Annotated in this window: 18 protein-coding genes; 11 read left to right on the forward strand and 7 right to left on the reverse strand. The window is 65.4% G+C overall.

From position 1 onward, the window contains the following. The first annotated feature begins 58 nt into the window (after positions 1-58). Complete coding sequence (locus tag A7V84_RS16790; RefSeq protein ID WP_081695063.1) at positions 59-793, forward strand: class I SAM-dependent methyltransferase; 735 nt, start codon at positions 59-61, stop codon at positions 791-793. Here the strand turns inward: A7V84_RS16790 and A7V84_RS16795 are convergent. The 4 genes from A7V84_RS16795 to A7V84_RS16810 form a co-directional block, all read right to left on the reverse strand. Continuing rightward, on the reverse strand, positions 766-2,820 hold the full coding sequence (locus A7V84_RS16795) for a M3 family metallopeptidase (RefSeq protein WP_033534827.1): 2,055 nt from the start codon (positions 2,818-2,820) through the stop codon (positions 766-768). The genes A7V84_RS16790 and A7V84_RS16795 overlap by 28 nt on opposite strands. A gap of 145 nt (positions 2,821-2,965) precedes the next feature. Beyond that, positions 2,966-3,832: a bifunctional methylenetetrahydrofolate dehydrogenase/methenyltetrahydrofolate cyclohydrolase FolD gene (gene folD, locus A7V84_RS16800; RefSeq protein WP_025515820.1), complete on the reverse strand. Its 867-nt coding sequence runs from the start codon at positions 3,830-3,832 to the stop codon at positions 2,966-2,968. Next, positions 3,829-4,455: a response regulator transcription factor gene (locus A7V84_RS16805; RefSeq protein ID WP_025515822.1), complete on the reverse strand. Its 627-nt coding sequence runs from the start codon at positions 4,453-4,455 to the stop codon at positions 3,829-3,831. Before A7V84_RS16805 ends, folD begins: the two co-directional genes overlap by 4 nt. Beyond that, positions 4,452-6,206 carry a PAS domain-containing sensor histidine kinase gene (locus A7V84_RS16810; RefSeq protein WP_025515823.1) on the reverse strand — a complete coding sequence of 585 codons (1,755 nt, stop codon included), beginning with the start codon at positions 6,204-6,206 and terminating at the stop codon, positions 4,452-4,454. Before A7V84_RS16810 ends, A7V84_RS16805 begins: the two co-directional genes overlap by 4 nt. Before the next feature lie 791 nt (positions 6,207-6,997). On the opposite strand from A7V84_RS16810, the gene aceE reads away from it, so the two are divergent. The 3 genes from aceE to lpdA are packed head-to-tail and all read left to right on the forward strand — an operon-like array spanning position 6,998 to position 13,161. Continuing rightward, entirely contained in the window at positions 6,998-9,703 is a 2,706-nt protein-coding gene (aceE, locus tag A7V84_RS16820; RefSeq protein ID WP_025515827.1) for a pyruvate dehydrogenase (acetyl-transferring), homodimeric type, read from the forward strand. Positions 9,704-9,714: 11 nt separating this feature from the next. Further along, positions 9,715-11,379, forward strand: coding sequence for a dihydrolipoyllysine-residue acetyltransferase (aceF, locus tag A7V84_RS16825; RefSeq protein ID WP_063940020.1), 1,665 nt, complete (start codon positions 9,715-9,717; stop codon positions 11,377-11,379). Positions 11,380-11,394: 15 nt separating this feature from the next. Further along, positions 11,395-13,161 carry a dihydrolipoyl dehydrogenase gene (gene lpdA / locus A7V84_RS16830; RefSeq protein ID WP_025515830.1) on the forward strand — a complete coding sequence of 589 codons (1,767 nt, stop codon included), beginning with the start codon at positions 11,395-11,397 and terminating at the stop codon, positions 13,159-13,161. A gap of 61 nt (positions 13,162-13,222) precedes the next feature. Here the strand turns inward: lpdA and A7V84_RS16835 are convergent, their stop codons facing one another. From A7V84_RS16835 to A7V84_RS16845, 3 genes are all read right to left on the reverse strand, one after another. Then, positions 13,223-14,851 carry a methyltransferase regulatory domain-containing protein gene (locus A7V84_RS16835; RefSeq protein WP_063492320.1) on the reverse strand — a complete coding sequence of 543 codons (1,629 nt, stop codon included), beginning with the start codon at positions 14,849-14,851 and terminating at the stop codon, positions 13,223-13,225. Between the two features lie 213 nt (positions 14,852-15,064). Further along, positions 15,065-16,747 (reverse strand): flagellin N-terminal helical domain-containing protein, encoded by a 1,683-nt coding sequence (locus A7V84_RS16840; protein ID WP_063492628.1) that lies wholly within the window; start codon positions 16,745-16,747, stop codon positions 15,065-15,067. Positions 16,748-16,981: 234 nt separating this feature from the next. Beyond that, positions 16,982-17,719: an RNA polymerase sigma factor FliA gene (locus A7V84_RS16845; RefSeq protein ID WP_025515834.1), complete on the reverse strand. Its 738-nt coding sequence runs from the start codon at positions 17,717-17,719 to the stop codon at positions 16,982-16,984. Between the two features lie 428 nt (positions 17,720-18,147). Between A7V84_RS16845 and flhD the strand changes: the two genes are divergently transcribed. The 7 genes from flhD (at position 18,148) to cheW (ending at position 24,074) form a co-directional block, all read left to right on the forward strand. Then, positions 18,148-18,471, forward strand: a complete 324-nt coding sequence (flhD, locus tag A7V84_RS16850) for a flagellar transcriptional regulator FlhD (protein ID WP_025515835.1) — start codon at positions 18,148-18,150, stop codon at positions 18,469-18,471. Between the two features lie 34 nt (positions 18,472-18,505). Further along, on the forward strand, positions 18,506-19,075 hold the full coding sequence (flhC, locus tag A7V84_RS16855) for a flagellar transcriptional regulator FlhC (protein WP_115638877.1): 570 nt from the start codon (positions 18,506-18,508) through the stop codon (positions 19,073-19,075). 132 nt (positions 19,076-19,207) lie between these two features. Then, complete coding sequence (motA, locus tag A7V84_RS16860; protein WP_025515837.1) at positions 19,208-20,083, forward strand: flagellar motor stator protein MotA; 876 nt, start codon at positions 19,208-19,210, stop codon at positions 20,081-20,083. 17 nt (positions 20,084-20,100) lie between these two features. Beyond that, the gene (gene motB / locus A7V84_RS16865; RefSeq protein WP_025515839.1) at positions 20,101-21,054 is read left to right on the forward strand and encodes a flagellar motor protein MotB; all 954 of its coding nucleotides are present in this window, start codon (positions 20,101-20,103) and stop codon (positions 21,052-21,054) included. Between the two features lie 5 nt (positions 21,055-21,059). Continuing rightward, complete coding sequence (locus A7V84_RS16870; protein WP_025515841.1) at positions 21,060-21,440, forward strand: response regulator; 381 nt, start codon at positions 21,060-21,062, stop codon at positions 21,438-21,440. Positions 21,441-21,493: 53 nt separating this feature from the next. Then, complete coding sequence (gene cheA / locus A7V84_RS16875) at positions 21,494-23,560, forward strand: chemotaxis protein CheA (RefSeq protein WP_063492319.1); 2,067 nt, start codon at positions 21,494-21,496, stop codon at positions 23,558-23,560. A 13-nt stretch (positions 23,561-23,573) separates the two neighbouring features. After that, complete coding sequence (gene cheW, locus A7V84_RS16880; protein ID WP_025515845.1) at positions 23,574-24,074, forward strand: chemotaxis protein CheW; 501 nt, start codon at positions 23,574-23,576, stop codon at positions 24,072-24,074. Position 24,075 lies beyond the last annotated feature (1 nt).

The following is a 24,075-nucleotide window of genomic DNA, read 5'->3' on the forward strand; positions in this document are numbered from 1 at the left end:
GCTCTGATGCGCGGGATGCTGCCGCATTCCGCGCGCCGCCTTGCCCTGCGAGTCCCCGATGGCTGCTGCTCCCTATCATCCCGTGGTGTGTGATCTGTTGCGTCGCGAGCGCGCGCGCGAGGTGCTCGATGCGCCTTGCGGGCAGGGCTGGCTGGGGCGTGCGATGGGCGCCGAGCTGGCACTTGACGGCAAGGGGCTATGGGAATTTCCGTCGTCTGGCGGCGGGTATCGCGAGGTGCAGGAGCAGGACCTGGAGCAGGCCTGGCGTGGCGCGCGCCGCTATGATGCCGTGGTCTGCGGCGAAGCCATTCATCTGCTGTCCAGTCCGGGCACGGCGGTCGAGAGCTTCTGGCATGCGCTGCGGCCGGGCGGCCTGCTGATCCTGACCACTCCCAATGTCTGGCAGCAGCGTTCGCGGGTGCAGTTTCTGCTGCGTGGCTTTCATTCAGGCTTCCGGCCTGCCGTGGGGCGCTGTCGGGGCCGGGATTACATCACCTACTTTGCCTGGACGTTTCCGTTGCTGCATCAGTTGCTGACGCTGGCCGGCTACGAGGACGTGACACTGCACGAGGTGCGCGAGCCCAAGCCCAAGCGCCGCATCGAGCATGTGCTGGCCCTGCCTTCGTGGTGGTATTGCCGGCGCCAGGCCCGCCGGGCGCCCGATGCGGCCCAGGCGCGGTTCTGGCTTCAGGCCGGCTCGGCCCAGTCGCTGCATGGGCGTTGGCTGGTGGTGTCTGGGCGGCGGCCTGCCGCCCAGACAGAACCTCAGGCGGTTTCGGCCATGCCGCTGTGACGCAGCAGGGCGTCGATGCGTGGTGCACGACCCCGGAAGGCCGCAAAGGACTCGGCGGCCGGGCGGGCGCCGCCGACAGCCAGCACCTCGCGGCGAAAACGCAGGCCGGTGGCCGTGTCCAGCGTATTGCCGTCGCGGGCGGCCTCCTCGAAGGCCTCATAGGCGTCGGCCGACAGCACCTCGGCCCATTTGTAGCTGTAGTAGCCGGCCCCGTAGCCGCCTGCGAAAAGATGCGAGAACGCGTGCGGGAAACGATGCCAGGCCGGCGGGAACAGGACCGCGACTTCGGCGCGCACCTGCTGCAGCAGCGCCAGCACGTCGGCAATGCGCATGCCTTCGGGGCGGTCGTGCATCAGCATGTCAAAGAGCGCGAACTCCAGCTGGCGCACGGTCTGCATGCCGCTCTGGTAATTGCGGGCAGCCAGGAGCTTGTCGAAGAGGGCGCGTGGCAAGGCTTCGCCACTGTCGACATGGGCCGAGAGTTTCTGCACCACTTCCCATTCCCAGCAGAAGTTCTCCATGAACTGTGAGGGCAGTTCGATCGCATCCCATTCGACGCTGGCGAACGCCGAGGCGCCGGGTTCGTCGACCTCGGAAAGCAGGGCGTGCAGGGCGTGGCCGGTTTCGTGGAACAGCGTGATGACGTCGTCGTGCGTGAGCAGGGCGGGCCTGTCGCCGCTGGGGCGCGAGAAGTTGCAGGTCAGGTAGACCACCGGCGTCTGGATCTGGCCGGCGATCAGGCGGCGGTTGCGTTCGCTGTCGACCCAGGCGCCGCTTTGCTTGCCGGCGCGCGCGTACAGATCCAGGTAGAGAAAGCCCAGCGTTTTGCCGTCGGCAGACTCCACCCGCACGCCCCGTACGTCGGCGTGCCAGGTCGAGAGTTCGGCAGGCTTCAGGCGCACGTCAAAGAGGGTCTCGATCACGTCGAACAGGCCATCGAGCACGCGCGGTTCGGTAAAGTAGCGCTTGATCTCTTCTTCCGAGTAGGCATAGCGGGCCTCGCGCAGGCGCTCGGACACGAAGGGAATATCCCAGGGCTGCAGCTCGGCCAGCCCCAGCTCGCCGGCGGCGAATTCGCGCAGCTGGGCGAGGTCGCGCTCGGCATAGGGCTTGGCGCGGGCGGCCAGGTCGCGCAGGAAGGTGGTGACCTCGGCGGCGCTGTCGGCCATGCGGGTCTGCAGACGCAGTTCGGCAAAGGTGCCGAATTTCAGCAGCCCGGCCTCTTCGGCGCGCAGGGCCAGCAGCTCTTCGATGATGGGCGAGTTGTCGAAGCCCGCCTCGCCCTGTTCGGAGGCGACCGTGCCATAGGCGCGGTAAAGGGTCTCGCGCAGCGAGCGGTCGCGCGCATACTGCATGACCGGCAGGTAGCAGGGCATCTTGAGGGTGAGCTTGTAGCCCTCGCGGCCGTCCTGGCGGGCGCTGTCGGCGGCGGCCTGCTGGACATCGGCCGGCACGCCGTCCAGGCGCGCCGCATCGTCCAGGTACAGCTGCCAGGCATCGATGGCGTCGAGCACGTTTTCGGAGAATTTCTGCGAGGCCTGCGCCTGACGGTCGGAAATCACGGCATAGCGGTCGCGCGCCTCGCCCTGCAGTTCCACGCCGCCCAGACGGAAGTCGCGCAGCGCCAGCTCGACCACGCGGCGGCGCACCGGATCCCATTGGGCGAACCCGGGGCTGGCCTGCAGGCGTTGGTATTGGCGGTAGAGGCCTTCATGCAGGCCCAGCCAGGTGGAGAACTCGGTGACCTTGGGCAGGGCGGCGTTGTAGGCCTCGCGCAGCGCCGGCGTGTTGACCACGGCGTTCAGGTGGCCGGCGACCGACCAGGCGCGCCACAGGCGCTCCGTGGCGCTGTCCAGGGGGTGCACGATCGCTTCCCAGGTGGCGGGCAGGGAGGGCTGGGCGGCCGCATCGACAGCCTGACGCGACAAGGCCAGCAGTTCGTCGATGGCCGGCACGATGTGCTCCGGCTTGATGGCGGCGTAGTCGACCAGGGTGGCCACGGGGGCGAGCAGCGGGTTTTGAGTCATGAGGCTTTCCGGTGGAGAACGGCGTGCGCCGGCGCGGCGGCGGCCGGGGATATCAAGCTAGATGGGGAGTATGCCCGGGATTGCAAGGCGGGAAGACGCTTGCCGGGGCAGGCGCCGGACGGATTCGCCGGCGCCTGGGCGGGAATCAGCCCGCGTTCCGCTGCGAGAGGGCGCGCTCGGCCGCCTCGACGGTGTTGACCAGCAGCATGGCGATGGTCATGGGGCCGACGCCGCCGGGCACCGGCGTGATGGCGCCGGCGACCTCGGCAGCCGAGGCGAAATCGACGTCGCCGCAGAGCTTGCCGTCTTCGCCGCGGTTGATGCCCACGTCGATGACCACGGCGCCGGGCTTGACCATGTCGCCGGTGATCATGCGCGGGCGGCCGGTGGCGACCACCAGCACGTCGGCGCGCCGGGTGTGGGCGGCCAGATCGCGGGTCTTGGAATTGCACAGCGTCACGGTGGCGCCGGCGGCCAGCAGCAGCATGGCCATGGGCTTGCCGACGATGTTGCTGGCGCCCACCACCACGGCTTCGGCGCCGCGCAGCGCCACACCCTGGGCTTGCAGCATCTTCATGACACCGTAGGGGGTGCAGGGGCGGAACAGCGGCTGGCCGGTCATCAGCAGGCCGGCATTGCTGATATGGAAGCCGTCGACGTCCTTTTCGGGGGCGATGGCTTCGATCACCTTGTGCGCGTCCAGGTGGCCCGGCAGCGGCAACTGCACCAGGATGCCGTGGATGGACGGATCGCGGTTCAGGGCGTCGATGCGGGCCAGCAGGTCGGCTTCGCTCAGGTCGGCCGGGTATTGCTCCTTGACCGAATGCAGGCCGGCCTTTTCGCAGGCGGCCACTTTGTTGCGCACATAGACCTGGGAGGCGGGGTCTTCACCCACCAGCACCACGGCCAGGCCCGGGCGCACGCCTTGTTCGGTCAGGGCCGCCACGCGCTGGGCGACGTCTTCGCGGATGCGCTGCGACAGGGCGGCGCCGTCGATGATGCTTGCGGTCATGCGTTGGCCTCGGGTTTGGCCAGCGCGACTTTCATGAGGTCGGCTACGGTGGTCACTTCAAGTTTTTCCATGATGTTGGCGCGGTGCGCCTCGACAGTCTTGATGCTGATGCCCAGGTCGTCGGCGATCTGCTTGTTCAGACGGCCGGCGACGATGCGCTCGAGCACCTGTTGCTCGCGCGCGGTCAGGCGCGCCAGCATGGCTTCGTGGTCTTTCTGCGCCTGGTGCTTGGAGACCCGCTGCGCGGCCTGCTCCAGCATGCGGGCGACGATCTCGCGCAGGTCGGATTCGTTGAAAGGCTTTTCGAGGAAATCGATCGCGCCTTTCTTCATCGTGGACACCGCCATCGGCACATCGCCGTGGCCGGTGATGAAGACGATGGGCATGGGCGAATTGCGCGCCAGCAGCTGCTCTTGCAGTTCGAGGCCGCTCATGCCGGGCATGCGCACGTCGGCGATCAGCACACCCACCTGCGCGGCGTCGTACTCGTCCAGAAAGGATTCGGCGCTGGGAAAGGCGCGGACCCGGTAGCCATTGGCCTCAAGAAGCCAGCGCAGCGAATCGCGGACGGCCTCGTCATCATCGACAATGTATACCGTGCTCGACAGGTGGGGGGTGTTCATACGTGCAACTCCTCGGACTGGTCATTCCGGGCCGGCGTTTCAGGCGCGGCACAGGGCAGGGTAAAGCGGAAGATCGTCCCGCCAGCAGGATTGGATTCGGCCCACAGACGACCGTGGTGAGATTCAATAATGGTACGGCAGATGTTCAGCCCCATGCCCAGGCCCTGGGACTTGGTGCTGAAGAAAGGTTCGAACAGACGTTCGGGTTCGGCGATTCCGTGGCCGCGGTCGTGGACCGCGACCTCGATCTGGGGGCCTTGCAGCGTCACGATGACCTTGAGCTCATCGGATTCGCTGCCTTCCATGGCCTCCAGGCCGTTTTTTAACAGATTCAGCAGCACCTGCTCGATCAGGATGGGATCGGCCAGCACATCCGGGATGGGCGCCGGCACGGCCGGGTCGATGCGGATGCGGCGTTTGCGCGCGTCGATCTCGGCGAAACCGATCGCGTTGTCGACGATGCGCGAGATCGGCACGCGCTGGCGGCGCGGCTCGCTGCGTTTCACGAATTCGCGGATGCGGCTGATGATCTTGCCGGCCCGCTCGGCCTGCGCGGCAGCCTTCTCCAGCGCCGGCAGCAGCATCTCGGGGTTGGTGCGTCCGGCCTTGACCATGGCGACCGCGCCCATGCTGTAGTTGGCGATGGCGGTCAGCGGCTGGTTCAGCTCGTGGGCCAGCGAGGAGGCCATCTCGCCCATGGTGGTCAGGCGGCTGGTGATCTGGATCTTTTCCTGTTGCACGCGCGAGGCTTCTTCGTGCATGCGGCGTTCGGTGATGTCGCGCGCGACCTGCATGCGCACGCGCCGCCCGTCGGTCCAGGCCAGCATGCGGTGATGCACTTCGAACCAGCGCTGCACCGAAGGAGCGAAGACCTCGACCGACTCGTCGGTGAAGCGGCCGCGGCGGCCTGCCAGCAATTCGTCGTGGCCGCCGGTCTGGGCGCCGAACACGCGCCGGTAGGTGCGGTTGGCGAACAGCAGTTCGAGGCCGTCGTGGGTGTCTGCAGTCACCGAGATGGCGTCGTCCAGCCCTTCGAGCACGGTCATGAAGCGTTCATGCGCGGCCGTCAGGGCCTCGCGGATGCGCTTGGGCTCGGTGATGTCGGTCATGGAGGTCATCCAGCCGATCTGGGTGCCGTTGGGGTCCAGCAGCGGCGAAACATACATGCGGGCGGTAAAGCGCGAGCCGTCGCGCCGCTGGGCCTCGACTTCGAGACCGCTGGAGGGCGTCTTGCCGGACATCAGCACGTCGAGCGTGTGCTGGTGCTGGTCGTGGCGGCCGGGCACCCAATAGGGGAAGGGCGGGCTGCGCCCGATCAGGTCCGCCTCGTTCCAGCCGATCATGCGGCAAAAGGCGGGATTGACGTAGGCGATGCGGCCTTCCATGTCGAGCACCCGCATGCCGGTGGACATGGAGTTCTCCATGGCGCGGCGAAAACCGGTTTCGGCGATCTGGGCGGCTTCGGCCACCGAGCGGAAACGCGTGTAGCGCCACAGCATCAACAGGCTGATGATGATCACACAGGACAGCGCCAGCACCACCCACAGCAGGCGCTGCTGGCGCAGCTCCTGGTCGATGGTGACGAACATCACGCTGTCATCGTGGATGCGCTGCAACCAGAAGAACATCCCCATCACGCAGATGTAGAGCACCAGCACCAGGGCGGGCGTTACCCAATACAGGCCGCGCCGGCGGGTGCGGGCGTGGGCGTGAAAGGAATTCGGGATATTGGACTTGGGGGCGCTGGACATGGACAGGAGGGCCGTTAGGCTGCGTATTTTACGGGGTAATGGGCAGCGGTGGGCCGGCGCGCCGGGCCGCAGGCGGCGTGGCAGCGTGTAAATCCCTGTTTTTTTCCCTGACAGAGGCGGGTTTGAGCGCCTGCGGCTGAGGATTTCATCGATCTTTTTGTTGTGCGGTGCACCATATATGCTGCCGGGAGGATGCGGGGAACCCGGTTCCAGGCCGGCGGAGCGCCGGAGAATACGGGTAATGATGGGTTGGCGTCCTACGATGTTGCACTGCTCTGACGGCGCGGGGCGCCAGGATGCTGATGCCGTGCCGCCTGCCGGCCGGCAGCACGCCGGTGCTTGCGCTGCCGTTGTCACGGGCCTGGCCCGGGTGCCGCATGGCGGCCGGGCAGCCCGGGGCCGGTGGCTTGCGCAGGGGGCGCAGCGGGTCCCGGAGGGGGAAATCCGCGCTGTCGCACGCCAGGCCGGCGGGGTCTGCCCGGCAGACTTGGCGGGGGAGCCTCTCTATGAGATGCTGGGCCGGACCCCCTGCGGCGCGCCGGGATGAGGACCGCCGGAAGGCCGCAGGCGAGGGCAGAAATGTCTTTCAGGAATCCGTCAGTATTTCATATTATGAAATTCCGTACCGCAACATGAAATTTATCTTGCGACAGGCTAAGCTAGCTACTTAGAATGCGCGCAAACGTGCCTGGCGTCCCTTTTTTGGCGGGGCGGCCGCGTGCATCCCTTTCTGTACCCCGCGTGTTACCCATGCGGGGTGTGGTTCAGAAAACCCCATCAGGAGACACACGATGTCCTCTCTCGCTCAGGTAGGCAGCCTCGCGGCAGCCAATGATGAAGACACCCTAGAGACCCAGGAGTGGTTGGAAGCCCTGGCGGCCGTACTCGATCGCGAAGGCCCGCAGCGCGCTCACTACTTGCTGGAGCGCCTGATCGATGAGGCTCGCCGCTCGGGTGCCCACATCCCGTTTTCGCCCAATACCGCCTATGTGAACACCATCCCCCCGGGGCTGGAGCCGCGTCACCCGGGCAACCTGGAGCTGGAAGCCCGTATTCGTTCCTATGTGCGCTGGAACGCCATGGCCATGGTGGTCAAGGCCAACCGCCACAACCCGCCGGACGGCGGCGACCTGGGCGGCCACATCGCCTCCTTTGCGTCGCTGGCGACCATGATCGGTTGCGGCCAGAACCATTTCTGGCACGCCGAATCCGAAGAGCATGGCGGTGATCTGGTCTATTTCCAGGGCCATACCTCGCCGGGCATGTACGCCCGCGCCTTCCTGGAAAACCGCCTCACCGAAGAGCAGCTGGATCACTTCCGCCAGGAAGTCGACGGCAAGGGCCTGTCTTCCTATCCGCACCCCAAGCTGATGCCGGATTTCTGGCAGTTCCCGACGGTGTCGATGGGGCTTGGCCCCCTGATGGCAATCTATCAGGCCCGTTTCCTGAAGTACCTGCATGCCCGTGGCATTGCCGACACCAGCCACCGCAAGGTCTGGGTGTTCTGCGGCGACGGCGAAATGGACGAGCCCGAATCGCTGGGCGCGATCTCCCTGGCCGCGCGCGAAAAGCTCGACAACCTGATCTTCGTCGTCAACTGCAACCTGCAGCGGCTGGACGGCCCGGTGCGCGGCAACGGCAAGATCATCCAGGAACTGGAAGGCGACTTCCGCGGCTCGGGCTGGAACGTCATCAAGCTGATCTGGGGCGGCTACTGGGATCCGCTGCTGGCCCACGACAAGGAAGGCATCCTGCGCCGGATCATGGAAGAGACGGTCGATGGCGAGTACCAGGCGTACAAGGCCAACGACGGCAAGTTCGTGCGCGAGCATTTCTTTGGCAAGCACCCCAAGCTGCTGGAAGCCGTGGCCCGCATGAGCGACGAGGACATCTGGCGCCTGAACCGCGGCGGCCATGACCCGCACAAGGTCTACGCGGCCTTTGACGCGGCCACCAAGCACACCGGCCAGCCGACCGTGATTCTGGCCAAGACCATCAAGGGCTATGGCATGGGCCAGGTGGGTCAGGCCAAGAACCCGACCCACCAGCAGAAAAAGCTGGAACTGGATTCGATCCGCGAGTTCCGCGACCGTTTCGGTCTGCCCATCCCGGATGACCAGCTCGAAGCGCTGCCGTACTTCAAGCCGGCTGACGATTCGCCGGAAATGCAGTATCTCCACGAACGCCGCAAGGCCCTGGGCGGCTACCTGCCCAAGCGTCGCGAGAAGGCCGACGAGCACCTGACGGTGCCGGCGCTGGAGGCTTTCAAGGCCGTGCTGGAGCCCACTGCCGAAGGCCGTGAGATCTCGACCACCCAGGCTTTCGTGCGCGTGCTCAACCAGGTGCTGCGCGACAAGCAGGTCGGTCCGCGCGTGGTGCCCATCCTGGCCGACGAATCGCGCACCTTCGGTATGGAAGGCCTGTTCCGCCAGATCGGCATCTATGCGCCGGAAGGCCAGAAGTACGTGCCGGTCGACAAGGACCAGGTCATGTACTACAAGGAGACGGCCGACGGTCAGCTGCTGCAGGAAGGCATCAACGAGGCCGGCGCCATGAGCTCCTGGATTGCCGCGGCGACCTCGTACTCGACCAACAACCGCATCATGGTGCCGTTCTACATCTATTACTCGATGTTCGGTTTCCAGCGCGTGGGCGACCTGGCCTGGGCCGCCGGCGACATGCAGGCGCGCGGCTTCTTGCTGGGCGGCACGGCCGGGCGCACCACGCTCAATGGCGAAGGCCTGCAGCACGAGGACGGCCACAGCCACATCCTGGCCTCGACCATCCCCAACTGCGTCTCCTATGACCCGACGTTCGCCCACGAGCTGGCTGTCATCATCCAGCACGGCATGAAGCGCATGGTCGAAGACCAGGAGAATGTGTACTACTACCTGACCCTGATGAATGAAAACTACGCCCAGCCGGGACTCAAGGCGGGCGACGAGGAAGGCATCATCAAGGGCATGTACAAGCTGCAGTCCAAGGGCAAGGGCAAGCTGCGCGTGCAACTGATGGGCTCGGGCACCATCCTGCGCGAAGTCATGGCCGCCCAGGATCTGCTGCAGGACGACTGGGGCGTGGCCTCCGACATCTGGAGCGTGACCAGCTTCACCGAGCTGCGCCGCAACGGCCTGGATGCCGAACGCTTCAACATGCTGCATCCGGATGGCGACAACCAGGTGCCCTACGTGACCGAGCAGCTGGCCGGCACCGAGGGCCCGATCATCGCCTCGACCGACTACATGAAGCTGTTTGCCGACCAGATCCGCCCCTTCATTCCCAAGGGCCGCGAGTACAAGGTGCTGGGCACCGACGGCTTCGGCCGCTCGGACTTCCGCTACAAGCTGCGCGAGCACTTCGAGGTGGATCGCCACTTCGTGGTCGTCGCCGCCCTCAAGGCCCTGGCCGATGAAGGCAAGGTGCCGGCCGCCAAGGTGGCCGAGGCGATCAAGAAGTACGGCATCAACCCCAACAAAGCCAACCCCCAATACGCCTGAGGGCCGCAGACATGAGCAAAACCGTGGAAATCAAGGTGCCGGACATCGGTGACTTCAAGGAAGTGGAAGTCATCGAGGTGCTGGTGGCCCCGGGTGACACCATCGCCGCCGAGCAGAGCCTGATCACCGTCGAGTCCGACAAGGCTTCGATGGAAATCCCGTCTTCCGAGAGCGGCGTGGTCAAGGCCGTGCGCGTGAAGGTGGGCGACAAGATTGCCGAAGGCGGCGTGATCCTGGAAGTCGAAGTCGAGGCAGGGGGCGCGGCCGCCGAGGCGCCCGCTGCTGCGCCGGCCGCCACGCCGGCTGCGGCACCGGCCGCCACGCAGGCTCCGGCGCCGGCTGCCGCGCCGGCGGCCTCCAGCGGGCCGGTCGAGATCGCCGTGCCGGACATCGGTGATTTCAAGGAAGTGGAAGTCATCGAGGTGCTGGTGGCGGTGGGCGATACCGTCGCCGCCGAGCAGAGCTTGATCACCGTCGAGTCCGACAAGGCCTCGATGGAAATCCCGTCCTCGGCCGGCGGCGTGGTCAAGGAAGTGAAGGTCAAGGTGGGCGACAAGGTTGCCAAGGGCAGCGTGATCGTGGTTGTCGAAGGGCAGGCCGGCGCCGCCGCGCCGCAGGCTCAGGCTCAGGCTCAGGCTCAGGCCCCCGCCCCGGCTGCGGCTGCCGCCCAGCCGGCGGCCGCGCGCAGCGAGGCCGCCACCTCCACGCCGGTGCAACGCCCGTCGCCGACCCAGGCCTTGCAGGATGAGGGCCTCAAGCCCGGCCAACTGCCCCATGCCTCGCCCTCGGTGCGCAAGTTCGCCCGCGAGCTGGGTGTGAACCTTTCGCGCGTGACCGGCTCCGGGCCCAAGAACCGCATCCTGGTCGAGGACGTGCGCGCCTTCGTCAAGAACGCCCTGGCCGCGCCGGCTGCCGCGGCGGGCGGCGCGGCCGATGGCGCCGCGCTGGGCCTGCTGCCCTGGCCCAAGGTGGACTTCGCCAAGTTCGGCCCGGTCGATCCCAAGCCGCTGTCGCGCATCAAGAAGATCTCGGGCGCCAACCTGCATCGCAACTGGGTCATGATCCCGCACGTCACCAACAATGACGTGGCCGACATCACCGACCTGGAAGCGCTGCGCGTGCAGCTCAACAAAGAGAACGAGAAATCCGGCGTCAAGGTCACCATGCTGGCCTTCCTGATCAAGGCCGTGGTGGCCGCGCTCAAGAAGTTCCCGGAATTCAATGCCTCGCTGGATGGCGATACGCTGGTGCTCAAGCAGTACTACCACATCGGCTTTGCCGCCGATACGCCCAACGGGCTGGTGGTGCCGGTGGTGCGCGACGCCGACAAGAAGGGCATCATCGAACTGGCGCGCGAGACTTCCGAACTGGCCAAGAAGGCCCGCGAGGGCAAGATCTCGCCGGCCGACATGCAGGGCGGCTGCTTCTCGATCTCGTCGCTGGGCGGCATCGGCGGCACGCACTTCACGCCCATCATCAACGCCCCTGAAGTGGCCATCCTGGGCGTGTCGCGCTCGGCCCATCAGCCGGTGTGGGATGGCAAGCAGTTCCAGCCGCGCCTGATCCTGCCGCTGTCGCTGTCCTATGACCACCGCGTCATCGACGGCGCCGCTGCGGCGCGCTTCAACGCCTACCTCGGCCAGTTGCTGGCTGACTTCCGCCGTATCGCGCTGTAAGCGCCGGGAGACACGATGAGCAATCTCAAGCAAATCAAGGTGCCGGACATCGGTGACTTCAAGGAAGTGGAAGTCATCGAGGTGCTGGTGGCCGTGGGCGACACCATCGCCGCCGAGCAAAGCCTGATCACCGTCGAGTCCGACAAGGCATCGATGGAGATTCCCGCCTCCGAAGGCGGCGTGGTCAAGGCGGTGAACGTCAAGGTGGGCGACAAGGTCGCCGAGGGTTCGGTGATCGTCGAGGTCGAGGCGGCTGCCGGCGCGCCGGCGGCGCAGGCCGCCCCTGCGGCGCCCGCCAAGCCTGCCGCCCCGGCAGCTGCGGCCGCGCCGGCCGCAGCCCCTGCTGCGGCCTCCTATGGCGGCACGGCCGACCTGGAGTGCGACGTGCTGGTCCTGGGCGCCGGCCCCGGCGGTTATTCGGCCGCCTTCCGGGCCGCCGATCTGGGCCTGTCGACCGTGCTGGTCGAGCGCTACGCCACCCTGGGCGGCGTATGCCTGAACGTGGGCTGCATTCCGTCCAAGGCGCTGCTGCACAATGCCGCCGTGATCGACGAGGCGCGTGCGCTGGCCGCGCACGGCATCAGCTTCGGCGAGCCGAAGATCGACCTGGACAAGCTGCGCGGCTACAAGGACAGCGTGGTTGCCAAGCTGACCGGCGGGCTGGCCGGCATGGCGCGTGCGCGCAAGGTCACGGTGGTGACGGGCTTGGGCGAGTTTGCCGACCCGCATCATCTGTCGGTCAAGACGCCGGAGGGCAAGACCCAGACCATCCGCTTCAAGCAGGCCATCATCGCGGCGGGCAGCCAGTCGGTGAAGCTGCCGTTCCTGCCCGACGACGAGCGTATCGTCGACTCGACCGGTGCGCTGCAGTTGCGCAGCATCCCCAAGAAGATGCTGATCATCGGCGGCGGCATCATCGGCCTGGAAATGGGCACGGTGTACTCCACCCTGGGCGCACGCCTGGATGTGGTGGAAATGCTCGATGGCCTGATGCAGGGCGCCGACCGCGATCTGGTCAAGGTGTGGCAGAAGATGAATGCCGGCCGCTTTGACAACATCATGCTCAAGACCAAGACGGTGGGCGCCGAGGCTCGCGCCGATGGCATCTACGTCAGCTTCGAGGGCGAGGGCGCGCCCAAGGAGCCGCAGCGCTACGATCTGGTGCTGCAGGCCGTGGGGCGCAGCCCCAATGGCAAGAAGATCGGCGCCGACAAGGCCGGCATCGCCGTCACCGAGCGAGGCTTCATCGAAGTCGATGCGCAGATGCGTACCAATGTGCCGCACATCTTCGCCATCGGCGACATCGTCGGCCAGCCCATGCTGGCCCACAAGGCGGTGCACGAGGGCCATGTGGCTGCCGAAGTGGCGGCCGGCCAGAAGTCCTTCTTCGATGCCCGTGTCATTCCGTCGGTGGCTTACACCGATCCGGAAGTGGCCTGGGTCGGCCTGACCGAAGACGAAGCCAGGAAGCAGGGCGTCAAGATCGAGAAGGGCCTGTTCCCCTGGGCCGCCTCGGGCCGCGCCATCGCCAACGGCCGCGACGAAGGCTTCACCAAGCTGCTGTTCGACGCCGAGACCCACCGCATCGTGGGCGGCGGCATCGTGGGCACGCATGCGGGCGACCTCATCAGCGAGATCGCCCTGGCGATCGAGATGGGCGCCGACATGGTGGATATCGGCAAGACCATCCACCCGCACCCGACCCTGGGCGAGTCCGTCGGCATGGCCGCCGAGGTCGCCGAGGGCGTGTGCACGGACCTGCCGCCGCAGCGCAAGAAGTAAACCGGTATCCGTATCGGCAACGACAAAGCCGCCCCTTGGGGCGGCTTTGTCGTTACTGCGCTCAGTCTTCGGTGGCCAGGGCGGGCGGCGCGTCGATGACCAGGCCGCAGCGGCGCAGCTGCGTCAAGGTCTGCTGGACCAGCCGCTGGGCGGTCGGCTCCAGGTTGCGCTGGCCCGAGAGATTGGCGCCGTCGGGGCCCGGCACGGTACCGCGCTGCAAGGCCCGAGCCAGCAGGCGGGTGGCCTGCGCGGCATCGGCGCCTTCGGCCAGATGCGGCAGCAGCCAGCGCTGTGCAGCGTCCAGCTGCAGGCCCACCGCTTCATGCCAGAAGTTGAAGCAGCCCGTACTGAAGGCCGGATCCTGGCCGTGGCTGTGCAGATACTGGAAGCTGCTCAGCAGGCGGGTGGCCCCATCCGAGGGCAGGTCGTAGCGGGCGGGCTCCAGGCCATAGCGCAAGAGGCTGCGCTGGAACAGGAACAGCAGCTGTTCCTGAGTTGCAGCGGCCGGGTCTTCCGTCTGCGGCGCCAGGGCGGCCACGGCCTCGCACAGCTGCCCGAAGGTCGCCGAGCGCGGCCAGGCCTGGCTCAGCGTGTCGATCACGGCGTGCATGGGCGCGAGCGTCGAGCGCACGATGCGCCCGCTGGTGTTGCGATAGGCGCGCCCGGGCTGCTCATCGCGGGGCATGGGGGCATACGAGGCGGCAAAGCGCAAGTCCCGCAGTCGCGCCATGTCCGGCTGAAACAGCGCCCCATCGGCGCGTTCCTGGTGAATCAGCAGGCTCTTGCGGAAATTGCGGCCCACGGCGAAGTCCAGGTACTGCTGGCGCATGACCTTGGGCTGGCCCAGCGCGGTCAGGCTCAGATTGAGCTGGACGTTCTGTCCGTAGGAGGCGCCCAGTTCGCTTTGCGGTTCGGCGTCGCCCAGGTAGGCCAATCCTTGCCGGGCAGCCATGTCGGCGAACTCGACGAAATAGCAGGGTGTGTTGATGTGTTCGAGATACTCGTGAAGGAGGTAGTAGTCGGACTGCGCCTTGAGGCCATGCGCCACTTTCCGTACCGAGGGGGCCAGGCGGTTGGCTTCCGCCAGCCCGTCGCTCAGCAGCTCCAGCATGGCCCGGGCGCGCGCCAAGCGCTCGTCGTCGTCCTGCGCGCCGTAGCTGTGCATCAGCATGGCGTCGCGCACTACGTCGCCGGCCTTCCAGCCGGGATAGGTGTTGTAGCTGACGTAGGCCAGACCCAGCGGCGAGAGGTTTTCGCGGCAGATGCGCAGGATGGCCTGCTTGACTTCGGACGGCACCCAGCTGAAAACGCCGTGCACGATGATGTAGTCGAACTGGCCGAATTCGGGGGTGATCCGGGTCAGGTCCAGGGCGTGCAATTGCAGATTGTTTACGCCCAGGTCGTTCAGGATTTGCTGGCCCTGCCCGATCTGCACGGGTGAGAGATCCACGCCCACCGCCTGCGCCTGCGGATAGGCCAGCGCGAAGGGCAGCAGGTTGCCGCCCGAGGCGCAACCCAGCTCCAGCACGCGGGCCTGCGCGAGCGGCACGGTTTCCATGCCATACAGGTGGGCGGCCGCGCGCAGATGGCCGGGCGCGCTATAGCTGAAGGCCTTGGAGGTATAGGGTTTGTTGTTGTAGTCGGACTCGATCTGGCGGTTGTGCAGATCCAGCGTATCGGGCGCGTTCATCGGGCCTCCCAGATGGATGATGCCAGGCAGCGTAACCGGCGTGCATCTTCCTTAATCTAAGGAACAAACCGGGGTTTGGCCGGTAATCTGCATGCTCGGAGTCGGCCTGGCGCCATGGTGGTGCGCAGAAGCGGCAAAGCCCGCTTGCGCGGGCTTTCCTTGGGGACCGACCCGGCGGGCGAGTGAGGCCGCCCGCCGGGTGCGCCGTTGCGATTAACGCAGCAGCGACAGCACGGTTTGCGGAACCTGGTTGGCCTGGGCCAGCACCGAGGTGCCGGCCTGCTGCAGGATCTGCGCACGGGTCATGTTGGACACTTCCGTGGCGTAGTCGGCGTCTTCGATGCGCGAACGGGCGGCCGACAGGTTGTTGACCGTGTTGTTCAGGTTGGAGATCGTCGACTCGAAGCGGTTCTGCACGGCGCCCAGCTCGCTGCGCAGGGCGTCAACCTTGGCCAGGGCCTTGTCCAGCGCTGCCAGCGGATCGACGGTGCGATCGGTGGTGGTGACTTCGTCGGTCGTCAGCTCGCCCTTGGCGTCGACAAAGTACTGGTTGGCCTTGCTGTCGGTGATCTTGCCGTTGTCGTGGGCGGTCAGCGTATGGGCAGTCTTGTCATTGGTGCTGTACGTGCCAGCCTTGTTGACGTAGACCTCATTGGTGCCGCCTGCCTTGGCCGAGGTGGCGTCGATGGTGATCGTGCCAGCCACGCCCGCGAGGGCGCCGGCGGAGACCGTCAGGTTGGTATTGCCCGCGATGCCGGAGAGTTGCGAACCCGATGCCGTGAGGCCCGTCACGGTAACAGTAGTGCCGCCGGTGAACTTCAGGTCGCCCACTTGCAGGCTTGAGCCAGCACCAGCGGCATCAGCAGCATAGCCGGCCAGCGTGTTGGTGGTGGCGGCGTTGGTCCCGACGCCGCCATTGTTCAGCGTCAGCTCACCATTGGCCGTTTGGTAAAGCTGGTTTCCATCCTTGTCGAGGATGTTGCCGCCGGACTGAATTTGAATTTCGATGCTCTGGCCGGCCTTGTTGGTCCAGGTGGCGGCCACTGGGCCCGATCCGGCCATGCTGTTCAGCTTGTTCTCCATGGTCGTATCATCGACGTTCGAGACGCTGTAGCTGTAGTTGCCCTTGCCATCAGCAGTAAATGCTGAGACCGTGCCGGCACCACCCGTCCAGCCCAAAGCGGTAGCTGCGTCAGTCGTGGATGCAGCCGTAACAGTCGTACCTGTACCTGCTCGGCTCAGGACATCGGTGGCGCTCAGCTTGGTATTGGATTCTTGCAGCGTCCAGGTGCCATCGCCATTGTCGGTGACGCCGTTGGCCTTCAGGTCTGCCGTCGTGGCGGCACGATTTTCGACCGAGCCCTTGCCGTCGACATTGAAGCCGCTCAGGCCCAGGCTGCTGGCATCGATCTTCTTCAGGTTGATGCTGATGGTTTCGTTGTCGTTGGCGCCGACCTGGATCTTCAGGGTGTTGTCGCCAGCCAGGACCTTGACGCCGTTGAACTGGGTCTGGGCCGAGACGCGGTCGATTTCGTCCAGGCGTTGCTGGATTTCGTCCTGGATCGACTTCAGGTCGGAAGACGAGTTGGTGCCGGTGACTGCCTGGTTGGTCAGTTCGCGCACGCGCTGCAGGTTGTTGTTGATTTCGTTCAGCGCGCCTTCGGTCGTCTGGGAGATCGAGATGCCGTCGTTGGCGTTACGCGCGGCCTGGGTCAGGCCCTTCACGTTGGCGGTGAAGCGGTTGGCGATGGCCTGGCCGGCGGCATCGTCCTTTGCGCTGTTGATGCGCATGCCCGAGGACAGGCGCTCGATGGCCGAGCCCAGGGCGGATTGCGACTTGGTCAGGTTGCCTTGGGCAACGAGCGACAGGTAATTGGTGTTGATAACAGCAGCCATGGATTGCTCCCAAGAGAGAAAGGCTTCTTCAAACTGGGCAGCACCGCCGCCCATCATCATAGGGAGGGCGCTTGTTGCACCGCTCCCGCTGCCTGGATAACGTCCCCCTGGCGGGGATCTTTAGGGTACGGATGGCGCCGTTACAAGTTTTTGTTGAAAGGGGGCGGGACGCCTGCGATGTCGCGCGCTCTATCTATATAGCTATATAGAGAGCGAGCCGGGGGGGGCAGCGGCTCAGATCACGTGAGAGAGCAGCTGGGGATCGGGCAGCTTGGCCCAGGCCATTTCCTGCAGGCTGGCCCGCAGGCGCGCGGTGGCCTGGGTGCGCAACTGGCAGACGCGCGCCTCGGTGACGTTGAGCACGGCGCCGATTTCTTTCAGGTTCAGGCCTTGCTCGTAATAGAGCGAGAGCAGCAGCTGCTCGCGCTCGGGCAGGCGCTCGATGGCCTGGATGAGGCTGGCGCGCAAGTCGCAGGCCAGCAGCGCGTCCAGCGGGCCGGCGGCGCCACTGGCGTCTTCGAGCCAGTCGCGCGCGGCATCGTCGCTGTCGCCGGCGGCGTCATAGTGCAGGATCTGCAGGCCTTGCGCGTCGCTCAGCATGGATTGGTACTCGCCCAGGGAGACGCCCAGCTCGTCGGCGATCTCCGCTTCGCTGGGCGGGCGCATGAGACGCTGTTCCTGTCGCTGGATCGCGCCTTCGATGCGCCGCCCCTTCTGGCGCACGCTGCGCGGCAGCCAATCCTGGCTACGCAGCTCATCGAGCATGGCGCCCCGGATGCGGGTGGTGGCATAGGTCTCGAACTGGGCGTCCGGGCTTTCCTGGTATCGGCGCACGGCGTCCAGCAGGCCGATCATGCCGGCCTGGATCAGGTCGTCGAGCTGCACGCTGGCAGGCAGGCGCGCAAGCAACTGCAGCGCCAGTTTGCGAACCAGCGGCGCGTATCGGACCAGGCTTTCTTCGTCGTTGGGCATGGAAGTCTAGGCGACGGGATCTTGCCTCGCGGCGGACCATGTTGTTGCTGAATGGCAACGTCCCTAATAACGAGACGTATCGGGAAGGTGATGCGAGATTTGTTCACGCAATCGTAATTGTCCGAAAAATACAGTCGCGCATTCGGGTAAGCACGCAACCTTTTGAAGGCTAATTTACGAATTTGCGCTGTAACATCCGCAACAGAGGTAACAATAAAATTAAGAATGCTTTCAAAGACTGAAAAATATCAATGTTTCGTCATCTAAATCTAAGAAAATAACGGTGGTCATGTTAAATTTCATGCAAATTGCGATGAACTGGTACATTCTGCATAAAGCCGAAAAAGTTATCAGGCCGCTTCACGGCGAGCGCGGCTCGCAAGTTTCGAATGAATACGAGTAGTCCCAGTCAGTCACAGGAGTGAATAGTGAAAACCGCTGACAGTTCCTTGCTTGCGGATATCCGCGAGGTCAATCTGTCGTATCTGTTGCTGGCGCAACGCATGCTGCGTGAGGACTATGCCGCCTCGACGTTTCGCCTGGGCTTCAGCAACGAAGTGGCCGATATCCTCATGCGCCTGTCTCCGGCCCAGCTGGTCAAGCTGGCCAGCTCCAGTTCGCTGCTGTGCCGTTTCCGCTTCGATGACTACAGCCTGCTGTCGGCCCTGACGCAGGATGTGCTGGGCGGCGCGCTGCAACAGGCGCATGCCACGATTCTGCTGGCCGGCCAGCCGGTCGAAGAAATCGCCTGATGGCGCGGGCAGGTTCGGGAGAGCAGGCGTGGCGGTGGTAAAGAGTGTGGCCCAGGAGGCCGATGAAATCCTGTTGGCCAGTGCAATGATCACGCTGGGTGCGCGGTTGCAGGTGCTGGAGGCAGAAACCAACCTCAGTCACGACCGGCTGGCCCGGTTGTATCGCGAGGTGCGCGGTTGCTCGCCACCCAAGGGGATGTTGCCGTTTTCGGTGGACTGGTTCATGACCTGGCTGCCGAATATCCATTCCTCCTTGTTCTACAACGTGTTTTCCTTTCTGAATGCGCGCACGCCCAGCAAGGGCATACGCGCCATCATCGACGCCTATCGCCTGTATCTGGAGCATGTCGATCAGGAGCCGGGCGCCGGGAAACCGGCCGAGCCGGTGCTCAGTTTCACCCGGGCCTGGATGCTGGTGCGTTTCTTTGACAGCGGCATGCTGCAGCTGTCGGCCTGCCGCCAATGCGGCGGGCATTTCATCGCCCATGCCCATGATCCGCAGACCGATTTCGTCTGCGCGATCTGTCGTCCGCCGCCCCGGGCCGGCAAGACCCGCGCTGCCGCCAAGGCCCGCGGTGCCGCCCGCGCCGCCGTCAGTCCCTGAGCCTGCGGACAGGCTCGGCGGCAAGCCAAACAGGCCAACAGCCCCGGAAATCCCCCCGTAACCTGCGTTTTTGCGCCGGGGGGATCGGGCGATCATTAGCGTGCTTTTTAGACTCCATGGCAGAGGCCTGATGTGTTGATCGTTATCGGATATGCAGTGGTGATTATTGCCGTCATCGGCAGCTTCATCGGGCTGGGCGGCCATCTTGGCGCGCTGTATCAGCCGTTCGAGCTGACCCTGATCGGCGGTGCCGCCCTGGGCGCCTTTCTGGCCGGCAACAGCCGCAAGTCGCTGGCGCTGGTGCGCGACGCCATTCCGCGCGCCTTCAAGAGCGCGCCCTACAGCAAGGACATGTACATGGAGCTGATGGCTCTGTTGTACGTGCTGTTGAACAAGGCGCGCCGCGAAGGCCTGATGGCGATCGAATCGCATATCGAGGATCCGCAGTCCAGCCCGATCTTCAATGAATATCCGCGCATCATGAAAGACGAGCGGCTGATGGAGTTCATCACCGACTACCTGCGCATCATGATCAGCGGCAACATGAGCGCCTTCGAGATCGAAACGCTGATGGACGAGGAGATCGAGACTTTCCGCCATGAGCGCGAAGTCCCGACACACGCCCTGCAGCAGGTGGCCGATGGCCTGCCGGCCTTCGGGATCGTGGCCGCGGTGCTGGGGGTGATCAAGGCGCTGGCTGCCGTCGATCAGCCGCCTGCCGTGCTGGGCGATCTGATCTCCAAGGCCATGGTGGGCACCTTCCTGGGGGTCTTGCTGGCCTACGGTTTCGTGGCGCCACTGGCCTCGCGCGTGGAGCGCCGTACCTCCGAGTCGGTCAAGGTGCTGGAGTGCATCAAGGTGACGTTGCTGGCCAGCATGAATGGCTACCCGCCGCAGCTGGCCGTCGAGTTCGGGCGCAAGGTGCTGTTCTCGGCTGTGCGCCCCTCGTTCGGCGAACTGGAAGAACACGTGCGCCAGGCCAAGACCGCGGCCCCCGGCCGCGCCTGAGGCAGGATGGCTGAGTCATGAGCACGGTCAATAATCATCGCGTGGTGATCCGTCGCAAGCGGGTCGTGAGCAGGGCGTCGCACGGCGGCAGCTGGAAGATCGCCTATGCCGACTTCATCACGGCGATGATGGCCTTCTTCCTGGTGATGTGGCTGGTGAGCATCATTCCGCGCGAAGAGCTCAAGGGCATCGCCGATTATTTCCGCATGCCCCTGAAAGTGGCGTTGACCGGCGGGCCGAGCACCTCTGCCGAGACCAGCGCCATTCCCGGCGGCGGCAGCGACCCGATGCGCCAGACCGGCGAGCTGCGACGCGCCGACGGCAAGCGCCAGGAGGTCCAGTCCGAGCGCGAGCGACGCGACCTGCATCGCCTGCAGCACCTCAAGCAGCGCCTGGAGAACGTCATCGACGAGAGCCCGGTGCTCAAGCACTTCCGCCCGCAGCTGTTGCTGGATCTCACCACCGAGGGCTTGCGCATCCAGATCGTGGACAGCCAGAACCGCCCGATGTTCGCCACCGGCAGCGCCCAGGTGCAGCCCTATATGCGCGACATTCTGCGCGAACTGGGGCCGGTGCTCAACGACCTGCCCAACAAGGTCAGCATCTCGGGCCATACCGACGCCAGTCAGTATGCGCGGGGCGAGCGCGCCTACAGCAACTGGGAGCTGTCGGCCGACCGCGCCAACGCTTCACGCCAGGAGCTGGTGGCCGGCGGCATGAACGAAGGCAAGGTGTTGCGCATCCAGGGCCTGTCTTCGAGCATGAGCCTGGTTAAAGATGATCCTTATGCTGCCGTTAACCGTCGTATCAGCCTCGTGGTGCTCAATGAAAAGACGCAGCGCCGCATCGAGGCCGAGAACGCGGCGGCCGCCGACGTGACCTCGCGCGAGGCGCAGGAAGTCGGGCAGGCCGTGGATGAACACAATCAGCGCCAGGGTGAACAGGCTGGGTCGCCCGGGCAGGAGCAGTGAGCAGGATGGCGGCGACGATTCTGGTGGCGGACGATTCAGCAACGATGCGCATGATCGTCCGCGCCGCACTGAGTTCGGCCGGCTGGCAGGTCATTACCGCCAGCAATGGCCAGGAAGCCTTGACGCTGGCGCGTCAGCAGACGGTGGACCTGGTGATCAGCGACTGGAACATGCCCGTCATGGGCGGCCTGGGGCTGATCCAGGGGCTACGTCAGCTGGAGCCCTACCAGGATGTGCCGGTGCTGGTGCTCACCACCGAGGATGACAGCGAAAGCAAGATGGCCGCGCGCGATCTCGGCGTATGCGGCTGGCTGAACAAGCCGCTGGACCCGGACACCCTGGTCGAGCTGGCCGCGGAGCTGCTGGACGAATCGCTGCCGCGCTGAAGCGGCGCGGCGCTCCGGTCGCGTTGACGACGTTCTTGAAAAGGCAATCGGCCATGAGTTCAGGTCTGGACCTCAGTCAGTTCTACGAAACTTTCTTCGACGAGGCGGATGAGCTGCTCGCCCAGATGGAGCAGCTGCTGCTGGAGCTGGATGTCGGTGCGCCCGATATCGAGCAGCTCAATGCCATTTTCCGTGCCGCGCACTCGATCAAGGGCGGAGCGGCCACGTTCGGCTGCTTCCAGAAGCTGGCCGAAACGACGCACCTGCTCGAAAACCTGCTCGACGCCATACGGCGCGACGAAATGACGTTGCGCTCCGACATGGTCGACACCTTTCTGGAAGCCAAAGACGTGCTTAAAAGTCAGCTGGACGCCTACCGTGCCTCGGAAGAACCGGATGACGCCACGTTCGAGCGGATCTGCGCGGTGTTGCGGCAACTCGCGCTGGAAGGCAAAGCGGCGACGTCCGAGCCTGCCGCAGCGCCGCAGCCGCAGCCGCAGCCGGTCGTGGTCGCCGCAGCGCCGGCCGTCGCCGAGGCGGCGCTGCCTCTGCGCCTGCATATCCGCAAGGTATCGGACAAGGATGCCGAGGCTCTGCGCGAAGAAATGGGCAACCTCGGGACGGTGCATGCCTGGCGGCGTGAAGGCGAGACGCTGACGCTGTGGGTCGAGACCACCTGCTCGGAGGCGGATATCGAGGCCGTGTGCTGCTTCATCATCGATGCCGATCAGATGGAGCTGGGCCGCGAGGCGGCGCCTGCCGATGCGCCGGTCGCAGCGACGCCGGCCGTGGCGGCCACGCCGCCGGACGGTCCGGGGCCTGCAGCCGCGCCTGCGGCCACGCCGGCAGCCGAGCCCGCGGCCACGCCGGCTGCGGCGCCCGCGCGCGCCGCCCGGGCGCCGGCGGCCGCCGCGCATGCCGACAAAGAATCGACCTCGATCCGGGTGGGCGTGGAGAAGGTCGACCAGATCATCAATCTGGTCGGCGAGCTCGTCATCACCCAGGCCATGCTGGCCCAGACGGCCTCGACCCTGGATCCCGTGCTGCATGACCGCCTGCTCAATGGCATGGAACAGCTCGAACGCAATGCGCGCGACCTGCAGGAGGCCGTCATGTCGATCCGCATGATGCCCATGGATTATGTCTTCAGCCGCTTTCCGCGCCTGGTGCGCGATATCGCCGGCAAGATGGGCAAGCAGATCGAACTGCATACCTATGGCCGCGCCACCGAACTGGACAAGAGCCTGATCGAGCGCATCATGGATCCGCTGACGCACCTGGTGCGAAACAGCCTGGATCACGGCATCGAGACGCCCGAGAAACGCGTGGCTGCCGGCAAGGAGCCGGTCGGCCAGCTGGTGCTGTCGGCCCAGCACAATGGCGGCCACATCGTGATCGAGGTCAGCGATGACGGCTGCGGCCTGGACCGCGACCGCATTCTCAGGAAGGCCCAGAAGCAGGGTATGCAGGTCAGCGAGAACACTTCCGACGATGAGCTCTGGCAACTGATCTTCGCGCCGGGCTTCTCGACCGCCGAACAGGTTACCGATATTTCCGGCCGTGGCGTGGGTATGGATGTGGTGCGTCGCAATATCCAGGACATGGGCGGACATGTGCAGTTGTCCAGCCAGGCCGGGCAGGGCACCACCACCCGCATCGTGCTGCCCCTGACGCTGGCCATCCTGGATGGCATGTCGGTACGGGTGGGCGAAGAAACCTTCATCCTGCCGCTCAATCACGTGACCGAGTCCCTGCAGCCGCAACAGGAGCAGATCTACTCCGTGGCCGGCAACGAGCGCGTGATGCATGTGCGCGGTGAATATCTGCCGCTGGTGGAAATGCACCGGGTGTTCTCGGTGGGCGGCGCCCAGACCGACCCGACCCAGGCCATCGCCGTCATCATGCAGGCCGAAGACCGGCGTTTCGCCTTGCTGGTGGATCACCTGGTCGGCCAGCATCAGGTGGTGGTCAAGAATCTCGAATCGAATTACCGCAAGGTGCCCGGCATCTCGGCGGCGACCATCCTGGGCGATGGCAGCGTGGCGCTGATCGTCGACGTCTTCGCCCTGGCGCGCGCCAATCGCGAACGCTGGTCCCAGCCCGAAGCCATTCTGAATTGACGGAGATCCAAGCATGGCAGCCAAACCCCAAGCCTCATCCGCGCGCGCCGAAGACGGCGGGCACGAGTTCCTGGTCTTTACGCTGGGCGCCGAAGAGTACGGCATCGACATCCTGAAGGTACAGGAAATCCGCGGCTACGACGCCGCCGGCGTCACGCGCATTGCCAATGTGCCGCCCTTCATCAAGGGCGTGACCAATCTGCGCGGCATCATCGTGCCGATCGTCGATCTGCGCATCAAGTTCAATCTTGGCAGCGTGGAATACAACGAGCAGACGGTGGTGATCATCCTCAACCTGGATCGCCGCGTGGTCGGTATCGTGGTCGATGGCGTCTCCGATGTGCTGATGCTCAATGGCGGGCAGATCCGCCCGGCGCCGGAGTTCGGCGCCACGCTCTCGACCGAGTACCTCACCGGGCTGGGCACGGTCGATGAACGCATGTTGATCCTGGTGGATATCGAAAAGCTGATGACCAGCGACGAGATGGCGCTGGTGGAGAAAGCCGCCTCGTAGC

Origin of the sequence: Bordetella trematum (assembly GCF_900078335.1) — a bacterium.
GTDB classification, from domain to species: Bacteria; Pseudomonadota; Gammaproteobacteria; order Burkholderiales; family Burkholderiaceae_B; genus Bordetella; species Bordetella trematum.

Excerpts from the sequence above, each read along its gene's own strand:
- A7V84_RS16790 (WP_081695063.1), top strand. The coding sequence starts at position 59 with ATGGCTGCTGCTCCCTATCATCCCGTGGTGTGTGATCTGTTGCGTCGC.
- A7V84_RS16795 (WP_033534827.1), bottom strand. The coding sequence starts at position 2,820 with ATGACTCAAAACCCGCTGCTCGCCCCCGTGGCCACCCTGGTCGACTAC.
- folD (WP_025515820.1), bottom strand. The coding sequence starts at position 3,832 with ATGACCGCAAGCATCATCGACGGCGCCGCCCTGTCGCAGCGCATCCGC.
- A7V84_RS16805 (WP_025515822.1), bottom strand. The coding sequence starts at position 4,455 with ATGAACACCCCCCACCTGTCGAGCACGGTATACATTGTCGATGATGAC.
- A7V84_RS16810 (WP_025515823.1), bottom strand. The coding sequence starts at position 6,206 with ATGTCCAGCGCCCCCAAGTCCAATATCCCGAATTCCTTTCACGCCCAC.
- aceE (WP_025515827.1), top strand. The coding sequence starts at position 6,998 with ATGTCCTCTCTCGCTCAGGTAGGCAGCCTCGCGGCAGCCAATGATGAA.
- aceF (WP_063940020.1), top strand. The coding sequence starts at position 9,715 with ATGAGCAAAACCGTGGAAATCAAGGTGCCGGACATCGGTGACTTCAAG.
- lpdA (WP_025515830.1), top strand. The coding sequence starts at position 11,395 with ATGAGCAATCTCAAGCAAATCAAGGTGCCGGACATCGGTGACTTCAAG.
- A7V84_RS16835 (WP_063492320.1), bottom strand. The coding sequence starts at position 14,851 with ATGAACGCGCCCGATACGCTGGATCTGCACAACCGCCAGATCGAGTCC.
- A7V84_RS16840 (WP_063492628.1), bottom strand. The coding sequence starts at position 16,747 with ATGGCTGCTGTTATCAACACCAATTACCTGTCGCTCGTTGCCCAAGGC.
- A7V84_RS16845 (WP_025515834.1), bottom strand. The coding sequence starts at position 17,719 with ATGCCCAACGACGAAGAAAGCCTGGTCCGATACGCGCCGCTGGTTCGC.
- motB (WP_025515839.1), top strand. The coding sequence starts at position 20,101 with ATGAGCACGGTCAATAATCATCGCGTGGTGATCCGTCGCAAGCGGGTC.
- A7V84_RS16870 (WP_025515841.1), top strand. The coding sequence starts at position 21,060 with ATGGCGGCGACGATTCTGGTGGCGGACGATTCAGCAACGATGCGCATG.
- cheA (WP_063492319.1), top strand. The coding sequence starts at position 21,494 with ATGAGTTCAGGTCTGGACCTCAGTCAGTTCTACGAAACTTTCTTCGAC.
- cheW (WP_025515845.1), top strand. The coding sequence starts at position 23,574 with ATGGCAGCCAAACCCCAAGCCTCATCCGCGCGCGCCGAAGACGGCGGG.